This is a genomic window from Burkholderia sp. AU32262, assembly GCF_020419985.1.
Taxonomy (GTDB): Bacteria; Pseudomonadota; Gammaproteobacteria; order Burkholderiales; family Burkholderiaceae; genus Burkholderia; species Burkholderia semiarida.
This window is the reverse complement of record NZ_JAIZRS010000015.1, coordinates 148,878-167,651: the sequence shown is the minus strand read 5'-3', so window position 1 is coordinate 167,651 and position 18,774 is coordinate 148,878. Positions and strand designations below refer to the sequence as shown.

The following is an 18,774-nucleotide window of genomic DNA, read 5'->3' as shown; positions in this document are numbered from 1 at the left end:
CGTTTCCCGTCGTAGGACCGTACCGATGTCGACCTGGTTACTTCCCGAGAATATCGCCGACGTGCTGCCGTCGGAAGCGCGCAAGATCGAGGAGCTGCGCCGCAGGCTGCTCGATCGCTTCCGTTCGTACGGCTACGAAATGGTGATGCCGCCGCTGCTCGAGTATCTCGAGTCGCTGCTGACGAGCGGCGGCGCCGATCTGCGCCTGCGCACCTTCAAGCTGGTCGACCAGCTGTCGGGCCGTACGCTCGGCCTGCGCGCGGACATCACGCCGCAGGTCGCGCGGATCGACGCGCACCTGTTGAACCGGCAGGGCGTGACGCGCCTCTGCTACGCGGGCCACGTGATGCATACGCGTCCGCGCGGCCTGCACGCGACGCGCGAGCAGATCCAGATCGGCGCCGAAATCTACGGGCACGCCGGGCTCGAAGCCGATCTCGAAATCCAGCAACTGATGCTCGACGCGCTGCATCTCGCGGGCCTGTCGCGCATCCGTCTCGACCTCGGTCACGCGGGCGTGCTCGCGGCGCTGCTGGCGCGCGACGCGCAGGCCGCCGAGCGCGGCGAGTCGCTGTACGACGCGCTGTCGGGCAAGGACGTGCCGCTGCTGAACGAACTCACCGACGATCTCGGCGCCGATACGCGTGCCGCGCTGCGCGCGCTGCCGAACCTCTACGGCGACGCGAGCGTGCTCGCCGAGGCGCGTACGCGCCTGCCGGTGCTGCCTGAAATCACGCGGGCGCTCGACGATCTCGCGCAGCTTGCGTCGCAGGCGAAGGGCGTCGAAGTCGCGATCGATCTCGCCGACCTGCGCGGCTATGCGTACCACAGTGGCGCGATGTTCAGCGCCTACATCGACGGCGTGCCGAACGCGATTGCGCGCGGCGGCCGTTACGACCACGTGGGGCAGGCCTATGGCCGGGCGCGTCCGGCAACCGGCTTCTCGCTCGACCTGCGCGAGCTCGCGCGGATTTCGCCGGTCGAGGCGCGCGGCACCGCGATCCTTGCGCCATGGGCGCAGGACGACGCGCTGGGCGCGGCTGTCGCAGCGCTGCGCGATGCGGGCGAGGTCGTGATCCAGGCGCTCCCGGGCCACGACCACGTGCTCGACGAATTCGCGTGCGATCGCTCGCTCGTGGAGCGCAACGGCGCATGGGTGGTCGAACCCCGATAAACAGGCGTTCGCGGGTCGCGCTTCGGCGTGCATATCGTTGAAGCGAAACGGAAAAATTCGGAATCGCCCGCGAACATAGGTAGAATACGTTTTTAACCAGCTAACGAATCAACATGTCTGCCAGCGCAGTGAACGTGACTCCCGGGCGCAATGTCGTCGTCGTGGGAACGCAATGGGGTGATGAAGGCAAGGGCAAGATCGTCGACTGGCTGACGGACCACGCTCAGGGCGTCGTGCGTTTCCAGGGCGGTCACAACGCCGGCCACACCCTCATCATCGGCGGCAAGAAAACGATCTTGCGCCTCATTCCGTCGGGCATCATGCGTGAAGGCGTCGCCTGCTACATCGGCAACGGCGTCGTCCTGTCCCCCGAAGCACTGTTCAAGGAAATCGGCGAGCTCGAAGAAGCCGGCGTGAACGTGCGCGACCGTCTGTTCATCTCCGAAGCCACGACGCTGATCCTGCCGTATCACATCGCGATCGACCAGGCGCGCGAAGCGCGCAAGGGCGCGGGCAAGATCGGCACGACGGGCCGCGGCATCGGCCCCGCGTACGAAGACAAGGTCGGCCGTCGCGCGCTGCGCGTGCAGGACCTGTTCGACGCGAAGACCTTCGCCGATCGCCTGCGCGAAAACCTCGATTTCCACAATTTCGTGCTGACCCAGTATTTGGGCGGTGCGGCCGTCGACTTCCAGGCCACGCTCGACACGATGCTCGGCTATGCCGACCGCCTGAAGCCGATGGTGGCCGACGTGTCGCGCCGCCTGTACGACGCGAACAACGCGGGCCAGAACCTGCTGTTCGAAGGCGCGCAAGGCACGCTGCTCGACATCGACCACGGCACCTATCCGTTCGTCACGTCGAGCAACTGCGTCGCGGGCGCGGCATCGGCCGGCGCCGGCGTCGGTCCGCAGAAGCTGAACTACATCCTCGGCATCACGAAGGCGTACTGCACGCGCGTCGGCTCGGGCCCGTTCCCGAGCGAACTGTACGATGCGGACAACCCGCAGCGTCAGGACCAGGTCGGCGTCACGCTCGCGAACGTCGGCAAGGAATTCGGCTCGGTTACCGGCCGTCCGCGCCGCACCGGCTGGCTCGATGCAGCGGCGCTGCGCCGCTCGATCCAGATCAACGGCGTGTCGGGCCTGTGCATGACGAAGCTCGACGTGCTCGACGGTCTCGATGAAGTCAAGCTGTGCGTCGGCTACCAGGTCGACGGCAAGGACGTGGACATTCTGCCGCGTGGCGCGGTCGACGTCGCGCGCTGCGAACCGGTGTACGAAACGTTCGCCGGCTGGAAGGAAAGCACCGTCGGCATCAAGACGTGGGACGCGCTGCCGGCCAACGCGCAGGCTTACCTGAGCCGCGTCCAGGAAGTGGCTGGCGTGCCGGTCGACATGGTGTCGACGGGCCCGGACCGCGACGAAACGATCCTGCTCCGCCATCCGTTCAAGGTGTAATTCCCAAGATGACGCAGCAAATCACGATGACGGCGGCAGACTTGATGACCGATCCGCGCAACGACGACAAGAACCTGTGGGTAGGCTGGGACGAGTATCACCGTCTGATCGAGCTGCTCGCGCTCCAGGTGCATGCGTCGGGCTGGAAGTTCGACCAGATCCTGTGCCTCGCGCGCGGCGGCCTGCGCGTCGGCGACCAGCTGTCGCGCATCTATGACGTGCCGCTCGCGATCCTCGCGACGAGCTCGTACCGGGAAGCGGCCGGCACCCAGCAGGGCGAGCTCGACATCGCGCAGTACATCACGATGACGCGCGGCCATCTCGCGGGCAACGTGCTCCTGGTCGACGATCTCGTCGATTCGGGCGTCACGCTCGCGCGCGTGCAGGAGCACCTGAAGGAGCGCTATCCGGCGGTCACGGCGGTGCGTTCGGCCGTGCTCTGGTACAAGGGTTGCTCGAAGGTCAAGCCCGACTATCACACGCAGTTCCTGCCGACGAATCCGTGGATTCATCAGCCGTTCGAGGAGTGGGACACGGTTCGTCCGCACAACCTCGAGGCGTGGATCAAGCGCGGTCGCGCGCAGCGCGACGGTTCGGGCGCGTAAGCGGCCGGCCGATCGAAGGAAAGCCTGGTACGGCGCCGCTTGCGGCGCCGTTTTCGTTGGTGCGCGCGTTGCGCCGCGCGGCGCGCCTTGCGCACCCCGATAGGCAGGCGGCGCGGTCCCGGCTATGATGGCAGCCCTGCCACAGGTGGCGCCGGATTGCATGCGCGGCGTGGATCACGTGGTTCCACGGCAACACGGCAGGGCGGCGTTTCACGGGGGCGCGAGTAGAATAGCGCTCGTTTTGTCCGACCCGGACCCGATTATTACGCTTCATATGAACGACACGACTCACGCGACCGACGCCGCACACGCGCCGCATTCGACGCAACAACATTCGATGCGGGCGCTAGCGATAGCAGCCATCGGCGTCGTGTTCGGCGACATCGGCACCAGCCCGCTGTATTCGCTCAAGGAGGCGTTCAGCCCCGCGCACGGGATTCCGCTGACCGAAGGGTCGATTCTCGGCGTGATCTCGCTGCTGTTCTGGGCCATCGTGCTGGTGGTCGGCGTCAAATACCTGCTGTTCGTGATGCGCGCCGACAACAACGGCGAAGGCGGCGTGCTCGCGCTGATGGCGCTGTCGCTGCGGCCGCTCGACTCCAAAACCCGTGTCGCGGGCGCGCTGATGGCACTCGGGATATTCGGCGCGTGCATGTTCTACGGGGACGCGGTGATCACGCCGGCGATCTCCGTGATGTCGGCCGTCGAAGGTCTCGAGATCGCGACGCCGCACCTGTCCCATCTCGTGCTGCCGATCACGATCGTGATCCTGATCGCGCTGTTCTGGATCCAGCGGCACGGTACCGCGCTGGTCGGCAAGCTGTTCGGCCCGATCATGGTGCTGTGGTTCGTCGTGATCGCGGCGCTCGGCGTGTACCACATCGTTCGCGTGCCGGGCATCATCGCGGCAATCAATCCGTATTACGCGGCGTCGTTCATGGCCGACCACCTGCTGCAGGCCTACGTCGTGCTCGGCTCGGTCGTGCTGGTGCTGACCGGCGCGGAAGCGCTCTATGCGGACATGGGCCACTTCGGTGCGAAGCCGATCCGCTACGCCGCGTACGGGCTCGTGATGCCGTCGCTCGTGCTGAACTATTTCGGCCAGGGCGCGCTGCTGATCCAGAATCCGAAAGCGATCGAGAATCCGTTCTTCCTGCTGGCGCCCGAATGGGGGCTGCTGCCGCTCGTCGTGCTGTCGACGGTCGCGACCGTGATCGCGTCGCAGGCCGTGATCTCGGGCGCGTATTCGCTGACGTCGCAGGCGATCCAGCTCGGTTACGTGCCGCGCATGAAGGTGCTGCATACGTCCGAGCTCGCGATCGGTCAGATCTACGTGCCGGTCGTGAACTGGCTGCTGCTGTTCGTGATCCTCTGTATCGTCGTCGGTTTCAAGAGTTCGGACAATCTCGCGGCTGCGTACGGTATCGCGGTGACGGCGACGATGGTGATCACGACCGTGCTCGCGTGCGTCGTGATGGTGAAGGTGTGGAACTGGAACCGGCTGCTGGTGGGCGCGATCATCGCCGTGTTCCTCGCGATCGACCTCGGCTTTTTCGGCGCGAACCTGCTGAAGGTCGCGCAGGGCGGCTGGCTGCCGCTCGGCATCGGCGCGCTGCTGTTCTTCCTGCTGATGACCTGGTACAAGGGGCGCCACATCGTCAAGGAGCGCACGGCGGCCGACGGTATTCCGCTGGAGCCGTTCCTGCAGGGGCTGCTCGCGCATCCGCCGCATCGCGTGTCGGGCACCGCGATCTACCTGACCGGCAACGACAAGCTCGTCCCCGTCAGCCTGCTGCACAACCTGAAGCACAACAAGGTGCTGCACGAGCGAACCATTTTCCTGACGTTCGTCACGCGCGATTTTCCTTACGTGCGCGACGACAAGCGCCTGAGCTCACGCGATGCCGGCGGCGGGCTGTACATCGTCAAGGCCGAGTACGGCTTCAACGAGACGCCGGACGTGAAGGCGGTGCTCGAGGAATTCGGCCGCTCGCACGACATGACGTTCGAGTTGATGGATACGTCGTTCTTCCTCGCGCGCGAAACGGTCGTGCCGACGCATCTGCCGGGGATGTCGATCTGGCGCGAGCGCGTGTTCGCGTGGATGCATCAGAACGCCGCGAAGCCGACCGATTTCTTTTCGATTCCGGCGAACCGCGTCGTCGAGCTCGGCACGAAGATCGAGATCTGACCGGTGCGGTGGGGCCGTGCATGCGGCCCATGCCGGCCAGGCTGCGCGTTTCGCCGAAGCAATAAAAAACCCGCCGGAAGGCGGGTTTTTTATTGCTTCGGGCGCCTTCGCGCTCAGCGCTTGAGCTTCGCGAATGCCGCGGCCATCGCGCCTGCCGGTTCCGGCTCGCGGGAACGCTGCGGGCGAGCGGCACCGCGCCCCGCGTTGCCGCGATCCTGGCCGCCGCGCGACGACATGCCGGGCGCTGCCGCGTCGTCGTCGAGGCGCATCGTCAGCGCAATGCGCTGGCGTTTCACGTCGACGTCGAGCACCTTCACCTTGACGACCTGGCCGGCTTTCACGACTTCGTGCGGGTCCTTGATGAACTTCGTCGACATCGCCGACACGTGCACGAGGCCGTCCTGGTGCACGCCGATATCCACGAACGCGCCGAACGCGGCGACGTTCGTCACGACGCCTTCGAGCGTCATGCCCGGCACGAGATCCGATACCTTCTCGACGCCTTCGCGGAACGTGGCCGTCTTGAATTCCGGACGCGGATCGCGACCCGGCTTTTCCAGTTCGGCCAGGATGTCGCGCACGGTCGGCAGGCCGAAACGTTCGTCAACAAATTCCATCGGAGACAGGCCCGACAGCGCTTCGCGGTTGCCGAGCACGTCGTCGATGCGCTTGTTGATCTTCGCGAGCATCCGTTCGACGACCGGATATGCTTCCGGGTGCACCGACGAGCGGTCGAGCGGATTCTCGCCGCCGTTGATGCGCAGGAAGCCGGCGGCTTGCTCGAAGGTCTTGTCGCCCAGGCGCGGCACCTTGCGCAGGTGCTCGCGCGACGGGAACGGGCCGTTCGCATCGCGGTAGTCGACGATGTTGCGCGCGAGCGTCGCGTTCAGGCCCGACACGCGGGCGAGCAGCGGGACGGACGCCGTGTTCGCGTCGACGCCGACCGCGTTCACGCAATCCTCGACGACCGCGTCGAGCGAGCGGGCGAGTTCGCGCTGGTTCACGTCGTGCTGGTACTGGCCGACGCCGATCGCCTTCGGCTCGATCTTCACGAGCTCGGCGAGCGGGTCCTGCAGGCGGCGGGCGATCGACACGGCGCCGCGCAGCGACACGTCGAGCTCCGGGAATTCCTTCGCGGCGAGCTCGGACGCCGAGTAGACCGACGCGCCGGCTTCCGACACGACGATCTTCTGCAACCGCAGTTCGGGGTGCTTCGCGATCAATTCGCTCGCGAGCTTGTCGGTTTCACGGGACGCGGTGCCGTTGCCGATGCTGATCAGCTCGGCCTGCGTCTGCGCGGCGATGCGCGCGAGTTTCGCGATCGAGCCGTCCCAGTCGCGGCGCGGTTCGTGCGGGTAGATCGTGTCGGTCGCGAGCAGCTTGCCGGTGCGGTCGACCACGGCGACCTTCACGCCCGTGCGCAGGCCGGGGTCGAGACCGATCACCGCCTTCGGGCCGGCCGGCGCGGCCAGCAGCAGGTCGTTGAGGTTGCGGGCGAACACGCGGATCGCCTCGGTTTCGGCCGTTTCGCGCAACTGCGTGAGCAGTTCGTTTTCGATGTGCGGCTGCACCTTCACGCGCCAGCACCAGCGGCAGACGTCGGACAGCCATTTGTCGGCCGGGCGATTCTGGTTCGCGATCCCGAAATGGCGCGCGATCATCGCCTCGCCGGGGTGCGGCACCTGCGCGTCGAGCTCCTCGCCGAGGCCGAGCTTGATCGTCAGCACGCCGGCGTTGCGGCCGCGGAACAGCGCGAGCGCGCGGTGCGACGGCACGGTCTTGATCGTTTCCGCGTAGTCGTAATAGTCGCGGAATTTCTCGCCTTCCTCGTTTTCCTTGCCCTCGACGACGGCCGACGACACCACGCCCTGGTTGTGCAGGTAGTCGCGCAGCTTGCCGAGCAGCTCCGCCGTCTCGCCGAACTGTTCGGACAGGATGTCGCGCGCGCCGTCGAGCGCGGCCTTCACGTCGGCGACGCCCTTGTCGGCGTCGACGTACGCGGCCGCCTCCGCCTGCGGGTCGAGCAGCGGGTTCGCGAGCAGCGCGTGCGCGAGCGGCTCGAGGCCGGCTTCGCGGGCGATCTGCGCGCGCGTGCGGCGCTTCGGCTTGTACGGCAGATAAAGGTCTTCGAGCACCTGCTTGCTGTCGGCCGCGTCGATCGCGGCGCGCAGTTCGTCGGTCAGCTTGCCCTGTTCGTCGATGCTCGACAGGATCGCGGCGCGGCGATCCTCGAGCTCGCGCAGGTACAGGAGGCGTTCCTCGAGCTGGCGCAGCTGCGTGTCGTCCAGGTTGCCGGTCACTTCCTTGCGGTACCGGGCAATGAACGGAACGGTCGAGCCTTCGTCGAGGAGTTGCACGGCCGCCGCGACCTGGCGCGGCTGGACGGACAGTTCGGTGGCGATGCGCTGTACGATCTTGAGTGCTACGGTTTCCGTCATGTCGTGGATGGTCTGTCTGCCTGCTGAAATCGCGGCGCGGGCCGGCAGGCCCGCAGCGGCGGACTGCACGGCGGGCCCGCCGGGGCAAGGCCGCGGGTGAATGGAGCGGGGTATTTTGCCATAAATGGCGGAGCGTCCAGCCGGGGGTGATAGAATTTGACACATGTCCCGCAGCTTTCCTACGACGTTGCCAACTTCCCGTATTTCTCTCGTCGCGCTCGGCGCAGCGCTCGCCGCGGCTTTGTCTGCCGGAGCTTCCGGCGCATTCGCGCAGGCCTCGGACGCCGCCGCGTCCGCGCCCGTTGCCGCCTCCGCCGCCCCGGATTTCGACGCCCGTCAAAAAGTGCTCAATCAGCGCTCCGCGGAAAACGATTATCGTTATGCGGTGGCGGAGCACGATTGCTACAGCAAATTCTTCGTCAATCACTGTCTCGGCAAGGCGCGCGACCGGATGCGCGAGGAGCGGGCGAGCATCCGCCAGGAGCAGCTCGCGCTCAACGACGAGCAGCGCGCTGTGCGGGCGCAGCAGCGCGACCAGCAGCAGGCGCTGAAGCAGGCGCAGAACGCGGCGGAAGCGCCGCAGCGGGCGGCGAACGACGCGGCGAACGCGGCTGCATTCCGCGACAAGCAGGAGCAGAATGCACTGAAGCAGGCGCAGCGCGGCGCGGAAGGGCCGCAACGCGCGGCGAGCAAGCAGGCATACGACCAGAAGCAGGCGGATTTCCAGCGCAAGCTCGACCAGGCGCACCAGCAGGCGGCGCAGAAGGCGCAGGAGCGGGCGGACAACGCCGCGCGCTACGAGCAGAAGCAGAAGGAAGCCGCGCAGCACAAGGCCGATGTCGAGCGGCGTCAGCAGGAAGCGGCCGAGAAGGCCAGGCAGCAGCAACAGCAGGGGCAGTAACGTGTTGAATTGATCGGGATCAGTCTCGGGCGCGTCGGCACGCCAGCCGTCGCGCTGCTTCGATGAGGAGGCAACTATGCAAAACCGTCACACGGAACAGCAGCAGGAATTGCACAACCGTTTGGCTGCATTGCAGGAGCAGCACCAGCAGCTCGCTCGGGAGATCGAGCTGAAGGAAGGACACTCCGACATCGACGACATCACGCTGCACCGCCTGAAGAAGGAAAAGCTGGCGGCCAAGGACAAAATCATTTTGCTGCAATCGCAGCTCGAACCGGATAAGCGCGCCTGAGCGCGGCCTGGCAAGCGCCGGCGCCGCCCGGGCGCTGGACACAGGAACGCTTGCCTTGAATTCACCGCTTGAAGCCACCCCCGATGCCCGGCGTGACACGACGTCCGCCGGGCGCGCTCGTGCGCCCGAAGGCACTTTCGAGCTGAGCCGCAAGCGCGTCGACGAACTCGACACGATCTTCGGCGAAGGCGGATTGCTGGCGCGTGCGCTCGACGGTTACCGGCCGCGTACGTCGCAGATCGAGATGGCGCGGGCGGTCGCGTCCGCGATGGAGGCATCCGCACGCCGGATGCCGGAGCCCGAGATCTTCGAAACCCGCAAGCGGCCGGCGCGCCGCTTGGGCGAGGCCGACAAGACGGCCGCGCCGGCCGCGGACGACGCTGCGGCCGCAGAATCCGACCACGACGCAGGCGACAACACGCTGATCGTCGAGGCCGGCACGGGTACCGGCAAGACCTACGCGTATCTGGTACCCGCGATGCTGTGGGGCGGCAAGGTGATCGTGTCGACCGGCACGAAGCACCTGCAGGACCAATTGTTCCTGCGCGACATCCCGACCGTGCGCAACGCGCTCGCGGTGCCGGTGTCGGTCGCGATGCTCAAGGGCCGCGCCAACTACCTGTGCCACTACTACCTGCAACGCACGGCCGACAACGGCCGGCTGCCGTCGCGGCAGGACACGGCCTATCTGCAGGAAATCGTCCGCTTCGCGAAAATCACGAAGAGCGGCGACAAGGCCGAACTCGCGAGCGTGCCCGAAAACGCGCCCGTGTGGTCGATGGTCACGTCGACGCGCGACAACTGCCTCGGCCAGGAATGCCCGCACTACAAGGAATGCTTCGTGATGCAGGCGCGGCGCGAGGCCCAGCAGGCCGACATCGTCGTCGTCAACCATCACCTGTTCTTCGCGGACATCATGCTGCGCGACACGGGGATGGCCGAACTGCTGCCGAACGCGAACACGATCATCTTCGACGAAGCGCACCAGTTGCCGGAGACGGCGACGCTGTTCTTCGGCGAGACGCTGTCGACGACGCAGATTCTCGAGCTGGCGCGCGACACCGTGGCCGAAGGCCTGAGCCACGCGCGCGACGCGGTCGAGTGGGTGAAGCTCGGCGGCGATCTCGAGCGCGCGGCGCGCGACTTGCGCCTCGCGTTCGCGAACGACCAGATCGTGCGCATGTCGCTCGCGCAACTTGGCGACGATCACCCGATGTTCGGTGCGCTCGACGCGCTCGACGTCGCGCTCGATGCGCTCGCATCGGCGCTCGCGAGCCAGGCCGAGCGCGCGGAATCGCTCGGTGCGTGCCTGCGCCGCGCCCGCGAGCTGCAGGACCTGCTGGCCGGCTGGATCGCGCCCGGCGCGGCGGAAGCGGCCGCGCAGGCCGATGCGGCAGCCGCCGGCGACAACGCGGCATCCGCCGGCGATCCGAACGAGAAGGTGCGCTGGGTCGAGGTGTTCGCGCATACCGTGCAACTGCACGAAACGCCGCTGTCGGTCGCGCCGATTTTCGCGAAACAGCGTGCGGGCGTGCCGCGCGCATGGGTGTTCACGTCGGCCACGCTGTCGGTGCGCGGCGATTTCACGCACTACGCGGCGCAGATGGGCCTGAGCTCGCGCCGTTCGATGACGCTCGCCAGCCCGTTCGATTACCAGTCGCAGGGGCTGCTGTACGTGCCGCGCAACCTGCCGCAGCCGTCTTCGCCCGCGTTCACCGATGCCGTGTTCGATGCCGCGCTGCCGGCGATCGAGGCGTCCGGCGGCGGCGTGTTCATGCTGTGCACGACGCTGCGCGCGGTCGACCGGATCGCGTCGAAGCTGCGCGACGTGATCGAATCGCGCGGCTGGAACACGCCGCTGCTCGTGCAGGGCGACGCAAGCCGCACGGAGCTGCTCGACCGCTTTCGCGCGTACGGCAATGCGATTCTGGTCGGCAGCCAGAGTTTCTGGGAAGGCGTGGACGTGCGCGGCGATGCGTTGTCGCTGGTCGTGATCGACAAGCTGCCGTTCGCGCCGCCGGACGATCCGGTGCTGGCCGCGCGGCTCGATGCGTTGACGAAGAAGGGGTTGAGCCCGTTTGCGGTGCATCAATTGCCGCAGGCCGTGATCACGCTGAAGCAGGGCGCGGGCCGGCTGATTCGTGCCGAGACGGATCGCGGCGTGCTGATGATCTGCGATACGCGGCTCGTCGACAAGCCGTACGGGCGCCGGATCTGGCAAAGCCTGCCGCCGTTCAAGCGCACGCGCGAGATCGCGGTCGTCCAGGATTTCTTCGACGAGCACCGCTCGGACAAGCGCGCGTGACCGCATGCGCGGCGCTGGCCGCGCGAACGCACCGGCGCTGCCTGCATGCGGCGCCAATAAAAAACCCGGCTCGTTGGCCGGGTTTTTTGTGTGCGCGCCGGGGTGTTACGTCGCGCCGTGCTTCAGAACTGCCACCACGACTTCTTCGTACCGGGGCGCGAATGGCCCGTCACGTACGGGCTGTCGGGGAACGTGCCCGCGAGCACGCGCTTGGTGTCTTCGGCGAGTTCCGGCTGGTTCAGCTTGCCGTACGACAGGATCATGATGTGCAGCGCATCCTCGATCGCCGGCGCACCCTTGTAGTCCTTGATCGCGAGCTGCGCGCGATTGATGGCCGCGACATACGCGCCGCGGCGGTAGTAGTAGTCGGCCGCATGCACTTCGTGCGACGCGAGCGCGTTGACGATGTAGCGCATCCGCGCGGCCGCATCGGGCGCGTACTTGCTCTTCGGGAAGCGGTCGACGACCACCTTGAACGCATCGTACGATTCGCGCAGCGCCTGCGGATCGCGCTCGCTCATGTCCTGGCCGGAGAACCGCCCGAACAGGCCGAGATCGTCGTTGAAGTGGATCATCCCCTTCAGGTAGTACGCGTACGGGATATCCGGGTGATCGGGGTGGAGCTGGATGAAGCGATCGACGGCCTGGTCGGCCGCTGCCGCTTCGTTGTCCTTCCAGTTGCAGTATGCAACGTTGATCTGCGCCTGCTGCGCGAAATGGCCGAACGGATCGCGGCCCTGCAGCGATTCGAAATATTTCGCGCACTTGCCCCAGTCGCCGCCGGACAGTGCGTCCTGGGCCTCTGAGTATAATTTGTTGTTCGACCAGGTAGCCGTCTCGTCCTGCTTCTGCGGCAAGCCGTGGCAGCCGGCGATGAGGGCCGCGGCCGCTACCGCCGCAGCCCGGGCGGCGACGGTTCTGGCCGTGCGTTTGGTCGAATTCATCATGCTCGCATGTCCTAGCTTCAAGTCTCGGTGACCCAGTCTAAATGACCCGTTCAAGTTCGCAGAATGCCCAGCCGGGCACACCAAATCGCGAAGATTATAGCCCAAGCGATCGGCCCGCCGACGCTGCGTCGGGGGATTCCCTCGATGACGATCTGGCCGGCGACGCCATGCAGCCGCCCGTGGTGCCGTCCGCGGCGGGCGACGACGCGCCGCGCATCGTCGAAGTGCCGCTGTCGCTCGCCGGCGAACGGCTCGACAAGGCGCTCGCCCAACTGTTCCCCGAATTCTCGCGCAGCCGCCTGCAGAGCTGGATCGAGGCGCAGCGCGTGCTCGTCGACGGCGCGCCGGCGAAGATCCGCCAGCCGGTGCCGCTCGGCGCGAAGATCGCGCTCGTGCCCGACCTGCTGCCCGAGCAGCTCGCGTTCACGCCGGAGCCCGTGCCGCTCGACGTGATCTACGAGGATGACGCGCTCGTCGTCATCAACAAGCCGGCCGGCCTCGTCGTGCATCCGGCCGCCGGCAACTGGAGCGGCACGATCCTCAACGGTCTGCTGCACCGCTACGGCGACGCGGCGGCCGGCCTGCCGCGGGCAGGGATCGTCCACCGGCTCGACAAGGAAACTTCCGGCCTGATGGTGGTCGCACGCACGCTGGCCGCGCAGACGGACCTCGTACGCCAGTTGCAGGCCCGCACGGTGAAGCGCCGCTATTTCGCGCTCGTGTGGGGCACGATGCCGGAGGAGGGCACGATCGACGCGCCGATCGGCCGCGACCCGCGCGAGCGTACGCGCATGGCCGTCGTCACCGGCGCGTCGGGCAAGCCCGCGCGCACGCATTTCCGCACGGTTGACACATGCCTGTGGCAACGTCAGCCGGTGTCCGCGATTCAGTGCGATCTCGAGACCGGCCGCACGCACCAGATCCGCGTGCATTGCGCGCACGCCGGGCACCCGCTGCTCGGCGATCCGGTCTACGGGCATGCGCGCGGCAAGCGCTCGGTCACGCCGCTGCCGGACGGATTCGCACGGCAGGCGCTGCATGCGTGGCGGCTCGGCCTCGTGCATCCGGTCACGGGCAAGGCGATGCAATGGCGCTGCCCGCTGCCGGACGACATGAACGCGCTCGTCGCGGCGCTCGGCTTCGGGCAGGGCGACGAGGAATTCGACGACGACGACGGTGTCTACGACGATGACGATTTCGGCGGCGAGTATCACGACGACGAGCCGTATCTGGACGATGAGGAGGAGTGAGTGCCGATGACGAACCTGGCGCCGTTGACGTGGCGGGACTGCGTGCAGCCCGACTGGCAGGTGTCGCCGCGCGTGCGTGTGCTGATCACGACGCGCAACGGCGGTGTGAGCGAAGGTCCGTACGGGCGCTGGCAGGACGGCGCCGCGCTGCCGGGCGGGATGAATCTCGGCCTGCATACCGGCGACGATCCGGACCATGTCGCCGTCAATCGCGCGCGCGTGCTCGCGCTCGCGGGCCAGTCGAGCGCCGCATGGCTCGAACAGGTTCACGGCGCGCAGATCGTGCAGGCGGACGCGGTGATCGCCGCGGCGCCTGCCGCCACGGCGCCGGTGCAGGCCGACGCGAGCGTCACGGACCAGCCAGGCGCCGTCTGCGTCGTGATGGTGGCCGATTGCCTGCCCGTGCTGCTGTGCGACGCGCAGGGTCGCGCGGTCGGCGCCGCGCATGCGGGCTGGCGCGGGCTCGCGGCCGGCATCGTCGAGCAGACCGCGGCGCGCGTCGCGGCGCTCGCGGGCGGCGCGGCGGACACGCTGCATGCCTATCTCGGGCCGGCGATTGGCCCGCGGGCGTTCGAGGTCGGCGCCGACGTGCGCGATGCGTTTCTCGACACGGCTTCGCAGTCGGAGCATGATGAAACCCGTCATGCGTTCGTCGCGATCGACGGTGCGCCCGGCAAGTTTCTCGCCGATCTCTACGCGCTCGCACGCCTGCGACTCGCGCGTGCGGGGGTGGCGCACGTGAGCGGCGGGACGGCTTGCACGGTCGCCGAACGCACGCGCTTCTATTCGTATCGACGCGACCGCGTGACGGGCCGCATGGCCGCGGCAATCTGGCTCGCCGATTGATCGCACGCGCATGCGCGGGTTTTGTTGCGCCGCGAAATCGGTTTATCTCGATATTGAGGCGGCAATGCGGCGTTGCATGCGCGACTGAATGAAAAATTCCGGCGTCAAGCCAGGAAAAATGTTTTATGTTTCGTCGGAACCCTTGTCCCGTCTGTTGTGCGAGGATTATCTCCGCGCGGAAATGTTCAGTGGTTTGGTCGCGCATCACATGGGGAAAACGATAATGATAAAAATACCGCACTGCGGCAGAATCTGGAGACGCCTCTCCAGAGCATGACGGCCCGGCTCGCAGCCGGCACGCCGCGCGCGAGCAGGATTTCACGATTGACGCTCACGAATCACCGGTAAGGCAGGTAATGACAGCATCGAAAAATTCGTCGACGTCCGCGCATGCGGGCACTTCCGCGGGCAGCACCGGTTTCGATCCGGCTGCCCAGCCGATGCAGCAGATGTTCGAGTCGTGGTTGAACGCGTGGCGTGGTTTTGCGGATCCGGCGCGAGCCGCGACGGCGTCGGCCTCCGTCAATCCGTTCGCGACATTCCAGTTCCCGACGTCGTTTCCGTTCCAGATGCCGTCGATGCCCGACCTAGGCGCGATGGCGTCGCCGTTCGCGGGGCTGAAGCTGCCGGTTGCCGCGATTCCGCCCGAACGGCTCCAGGCATTGCAGGCCGACTACGCGCGCGATTGCATGACGCTGATGCAGCAGGCGAGCGCCGCGAAGCTCGAGTCGCCGGAGTTGAAAGACCGCCGCTTCAGCGGCGACGCGTGGAAGGCGTCGCCCGCGCATGCGTTTGCGGCCGCCTGGTATCTGCTCAACGCGCGTTACCTGCAGGAGCTGGCCGACGCGTTGCAGACCGATCCGAAGACGCGCGAGCGCATCCGTTTCACGGTCCAGCAGTGGACGGCCGCCGCCGCGCCGAGCAACTTCCTCGCACTCAATCCCGAAGCACAGAAATCGATCCTCGAGACGCACGGCGAAAGCCTGCGGCAGGGGATGATGAACCTGCTCGGCGATCTGCAGCGCGGCAAGATTTCGCAAACCGACGAATCGCAGTTCGTGGTCGGCAAGAACCTCGGGTGTACCGAAGGCGCGGTCGTGTACGAGAACGACCTGATCCAGCTGATCCAGTACACGCCGAAGACGGACAAGGTGTTCGAGCGGCCGCTGCTGATCGTCCCGCCGTGCATCAACAAGTTCTACATCCTCGACCTGCAGCCCGAGAATTCGCTCGTCGCGCACGCGCTGTCGAACGGCCATCAGGTGTTTCTCGTGTCGTGGCGCAACGCGGATGCGTCGGTCGCGCACAAGACGTGGGACGACTACATGAACGAAGGGCTGCTCGCCGCGATCGATGCGGTGCAGCAGATCAGCGGCCGCGAGCAGATCAACACGCTGGGCTTCTGCGTCGGCGGCACGATGCTCGCGACGGCGCTCGCGGTGTTGGCCGCACGCGGCGAACATCCGGCCGCGTCGATGACGCTGCTCACCGCGATGCTCGACTTCACCGATACGGGCATCCTCGACGTGTTCGTCGACGAGGCGCACGTGCAGATGCGCGAGCAGACCATCGGCGGCAAGAACGGCGCGCAACCGGGGCTGATGCGCGGCGTCGAGTTCGCGAACACGTTCTCGTTCCTGCGGCCGAACGATCTCGTGTGGAACTACGTCGTCGACAACTACCTGAAGGGCCGCACGCCCGCGCCGTTCGACCTGCTGTACTGGAACAGCGATTCGACGAGCCTGCCGGGCCCGATGTACGCGTGGTACCTGCGCCATACCTATCTCGAGAACAAGCTGCGCGAGCCGGGGGCGCTGACCGTGTGCGGTGAATCGGTCGACCTGTCGCTGATCGACGTGCCGACCTTCATCTACGGTTCGCGCGAGGATCACATCGTGCCGTGGCAGACGGCCTACGCATCGACGTCGATCCTGTCGGGCCCGCTGAAGTTCGTGCTTGGCGCGTCGGGGCACATCGCGGGCGTGATCAACCCGCCGGCGAAGAAGAAGCGCAGCTACTGGGTCAACGACGACCTGCCCGAATCGGCCGACGACTGGTTCGCCGCGGCGACCGAGCAGCCGGGAAGCTGGTGGCCGACGTGGGTCGAGTGGCTCGACGTGTACGGCGGCCGCAAGATCGCGCCGCCGGCCCAGCCCGGTTCCGCGCAATTCCCGGTGATCGAGCCGGCGCCCGGGCGCTACGTGTTGCAGCGCGATTGACGAAAACCGGACAGCGGCGCACGCTGTCTGGCGCACCGCAGTTTTTTTAACAGGGCCGGTAACGATGCGCCGTGTCGTGCGGGCCTGGAGGAAAGGGAAATGACGGACGTAGTGATCGTATCGGCCGCGCGGACCGCGGTCGGCAAATTCGGCGGCTCGCTGGCGAAGGTGGCGGCGCCTGAACTGGGCGCGACGGTGATCCGCGCGGTGCTGGAGCGTGCGGGCGTGAAGCCCGAGCAGGTCAGCGAAGTGATCATGGGCCAGGTGCTGACGGCCGGCTCCGGGCAGAACCCGGCGCGGCAGTCGCTGATCAAGGCGGGGTTGCCGAGCGCCGTGCCGGGCATGACGATCAACAAGGTGTGCGGCTCGGGCCTGAAGGCCGTGATGCTGGCGGCGAACGCGATCGTCGCGGGCGACGCGGACATCGTGATCGCGGGCGGCCAGGAGAACATGAGCGCGGCGCCGCACGTGCTGCCTGGCTCGCGCGACGGCTTCCGGATGGGCGACGCGAAGCTGGTCGACACGATGATCGTCGACGGCCTGTGGGATGTGTACAACCAGTACCACATGGGCATCACGGCGGAGAACGTCGCGAAGGAATACGGGATCACGCGCGAGGAGCAGGACGCGTTCGCGGCGCTGTCGCAGAACAAGGCGGAAGCCGCGCAGAAGGCCGGGCGCTTCAACGACGAGATCGTGCCGGTGTCGATCCCGCAACGCAAGGGCGAGCCGCTGCAGTTCGCGACCGACGAGTTCGTGCGTCACGGCGTGACGGCGGAATCGCTGGCCGGGCTGAAGCCGGCGTTCGCGAAGGACGGCTCGGTGACGGCGGCAAACGCGTCGGGGCTGAACGACGGCGCGGCGGCGGTGCTGGTGATGTCGGCGCAGAAGGCGGCGGCGCTGGGCCTGACGCCGCTGGCGCGGATCAAGGCGTACGCGAACGCGGGCGTGGATCCGAGCGTGATGGGCATGGGTCCGGTGCCGGCCTCGCGCCGGTGTCTGGAGCGTGCGGGTTGGACGCCGGGCGACCTGGACCTGATGGAGATCAACGAGGCGTTCGCGGCGCAGGCGCTGGCGGTGCACAAGCAGATGGGCTGGGACACGTCGAAGGTGAACGTGAACGGCGGGGCGATCGCGATCGGCCACCCGATCGGCGCGTCGGGCTGCCGGATCCTGGTGACGCTGCTGCACGAGATGGCCAAGCGCGATGCGAAGCGCGGGCTGGCGTCGCTGTGCATCGGCGGCGGGATGGGCGTCGCGCTCGCGGTCGAGCGTCCGTGACCGGCCGTTCGCCATCGGCGAACCGAATCCGTGCGCCGGCCGGTTGCGGCTTCGGCCGGCGTCACGTGAAGTCAGAGGGGGCTCCGGCAGCTCTCGAAACCAAAAAATGGAGTGAGATTTATGTCTCAGCGAATTGCGTATGTAACCGGCGGGATGGGCGGCATCGGCACCAGCATTTGCCAGCGTCTGTCGAAGGACGGCTTCAAGGTGGTGGCAGGTTGTGGCCCGAACTCGCCGCGCCGGGTGAAATGGCTCGAGGACCAGAAGGCGCTCGGGTACGACTTCATCGCGTCGGAAGGCAACGTCGGCGACTGGGACTCGACCAAGGCAGCATTCGACAAGGTGAAGGCCGAAGTCGGCGAGATCGACGTGCTGGTCAACAACGCGGGCATCACGCGCGACGTCGTGTTCCGCAAGATGACGCATGAAGACTGGACGGCGGTGATCGACACGAACCTGACGAGCCTGTTCAACGTGACGAAGCAGGTGATCGACGGGATGGTCGAACGTGGCTGGGGCCGCATCATCAACATTTCGTCGGTGAACGGCCAGAAGGGGCAATTCGGTCAGACGAACTACTCGACCGCGAAGGCCGGCATTCACGGCTTCACGATGTCGCTCGCACAGGAAGTCGCGACGAAGGGCGTGACGGTCAACACCGTGTCGCCGGGCTACATCGGTACCGACATGGTGAAGGCGATCCGTCCGGACGTGCTCGAGAAGATCGTTGCGACGATTCCGGTGCGGCGTCTCGGCGGGCCGGAAGAAATCGGCTCGATCGTCGCATGGCTCGCGTCGAACGATTCCGGCTTCGCGACGGGCGCCGACTTCTCGCTGAACGGCGGCCTGCACATGGGCTGAGCGT

General features: G+C 66.9%; 14 protein-coding genes. 12 read left to right on the top strand and 2 right to left on the bottom strand.

The window, feature by feature from the left end; translation table 11 throughout:
- Positions 1 to 25: 25 nt before the first annotated feature.
- From LGN10_RS19670 to LGN10_RS19655, 4 genes are all read left to right on the top strand, one after another.
- Entirely contained in the window at positions 26 to 1,174 is a 1,149-nt protein-coding gene (locus LGN10_RS19670) for an ATP phosphoribosyltransferase regulatory subunit (RefSeq protein ID WP_006496416.1), read from the top strand.
- 113 nt (positions 1,175 to 1,287) lie between these two features.
- Entirely contained in the window at positions 1,288 to 2,634 is a 1,347-nt protein-coding gene (locus tag LGN10_RS19665) for an adenylosuccinate synthase (protein WP_059585316.1), read from the top strand.
- Positions 2,635 to 2,642: 8 nt separating this feature from the next.
- Positions 2,643 to 3,239, top strand: coding sequence for a phosphoribosyltransferase (locus LGN10_RS19660; protein ID WP_059585317.1), 597 nt, complete (start codon positions 2,643 to 2,645; stop codon positions 3,237 to 3,239).
- A 274-nt stretch (positions 3,240 to 3,513) separates the two neighbouring features.
- Positions 3,514 to 5,430 (top strand): potassium transporter Kup, encoded by a 1,917-nt coding sequence (locus tag LGN10_RS19655; RefSeq protein WP_059585318.1) that lies wholly within the window; start codon positions 3,514 to 3,516, stop codon positions 5,428 to 5,430.
- Between the two features lie 113 nt (positions 5,431 to 5,543).
- Here LGN10_RS19655 and LGN10_RS19650 read toward each other — a convergent pair whose 3' ends face one another.
- Positions 5,544 to 7,868 carry a Tex family protein gene (locus tag LGN10_RS19650; protein WP_059585319.1) on the bottom strand — a complete coding sequence of 775 codons (2,325 nt, stop codon included), beginning with the start codon at positions 7,866 to 7,868 and terminating at the stop codon, positions 5,544 to 5,546.
- A gap of 163 nt (positions 7,869 to 8,031) precedes the next feature.
- Here LGN10_RS19650 and LGN10_RS19645 point away from each other — a divergent pair, with 163 nt between their 5' ends.
- The 3 genes from LGN10_RS19645 (at position 8,032) to LGN10_RS19635 (ending at position 11,366) form a co-directional block, all read left to right on the top strand.
- On the top strand, positions 8,032 to 8,769 hold the full coding sequence (locus LGN10_RS19645) for a hypothetical protein (RefSeq protein ID WP_059585320.1): 738 nt from the start codon (positions 8,032 to 8,034) through the stop codon (positions 8,767 to 8,769).
- A gap of 76 nt (positions 8,770 to 8,845) precedes the next feature.
- Positions 8,846 to 9,061, top strand: a complete 216-nt coding sequence (locus tag LGN10_RS19640; protein WP_006478692.1) for a YdcH family protein — start codon at positions 8,846 to 8,848, stop codon at positions 9,059 to 9,061.
- Positions 9,062 to 9,116: 55 nt separating this feature from the next.
- Complete coding sequence (locus LGN10_RS19635) at positions 9,117 to 11,366, top strand: ATP-dependent DNA helicase (protein ID WP_124861721.1); 2,250 nt, start codon at positions 9,117 to 9,119, stop codon at positions 11,364 to 11,366.
- Between the two features lie 122 nt (positions 11,367 to 11,488).
- On the opposite strand, the gene LGN10_RS19630 is transcribed toward LGN10_RS19635, so the two are convergent.
- A complete protein-coding gene (locus LGN10_RS19630) occupies positions 11,489 to 12,313 on the bottom strand; it encodes an outer membrane protein assembly factor BamD (protein ID WP_046545840.1) in 825 nt (274 codons plus the stop codon).
- A 41-nt stretch (positions 12,314 to 12,354) separates the two neighbouring features.
- Between LGN10_RS19630 and LGN10_RS19625 the strand changes: the two genes are divergently transcribed.
- The 5 genes from LGN10_RS19625 to LGN10_RS19605 all read left to right on the top strand — a co-directional run bounded on the left by LGN10_RS19625 (position 12,355) and on the right by LGN10_RS19605 (position 18,770).
- Positions 12,355 to 13,563: an RluA family pseudouridine synthase gene (locus LGN10_RS19625; protein WP_099316454.1), complete on the top strand. Its 1,209-nt coding sequence runs from the start codon at positions 12,355 to 12,357 to the stop codon at positions 13,561 to 13,563.
- 6 nt (positions 13,564 to 13,569) lie between these two features.
- Positions 13,570 to 14,409 (top strand): peptidoglycan editing factor PgeF, encoded by an 840-nt coding sequence (gene pgeF, locus LGN10_RS19620; RefSeq protein ID WP_226224730.1) that lies wholly within the window; start codon positions 13,570 to 13,572, stop codon positions 14,407 to 14,409.
- A gap of 356 nt (positions 14,410 to 14,765) precedes the next feature.
- On the top strand, positions 14,766 to 16,628 hold the full coding sequence (gene phaC / locus LGN10_RS19615; RefSeq protein ID WP_089464803.1) for a class I poly(R)-hydroxyalkanoic acid synthase: 1,863 nt from the start codon (positions 14,766 to 14,768) through the stop codon (positions 16,626 to 16,628).
- Positions 16,629 to 16,727: 99 nt separating this feature from the next.
- Positions 16,728 to 17,909 (top strand): acetyl-CoA C-acetyltransferase, encoded by a 1,182-nt coding sequence (locus LGN10_RS19610; RefSeq protein ID WP_089464802.1) that lies wholly within the window; start codon positions 16,728 to 16,730, stop codon positions 17,907 to 17,909.
- A gap of 120 nt (positions 17,910 to 18,029) precedes the next feature.
- Positions 18,030 to 18,770 (top strand): 3-ketoacyl-ACP reductase, encoded by a 741-nt coding sequence (locus tag LGN10_RS19605; RefSeq protein WP_059583517.1) that lies wholly within the window; start codon positions 18,030 to 18,032, stop codon positions 18,768 to 18,770.
- Positions 18,771 to 18,774: the final 4 nt, after the last annotated feature.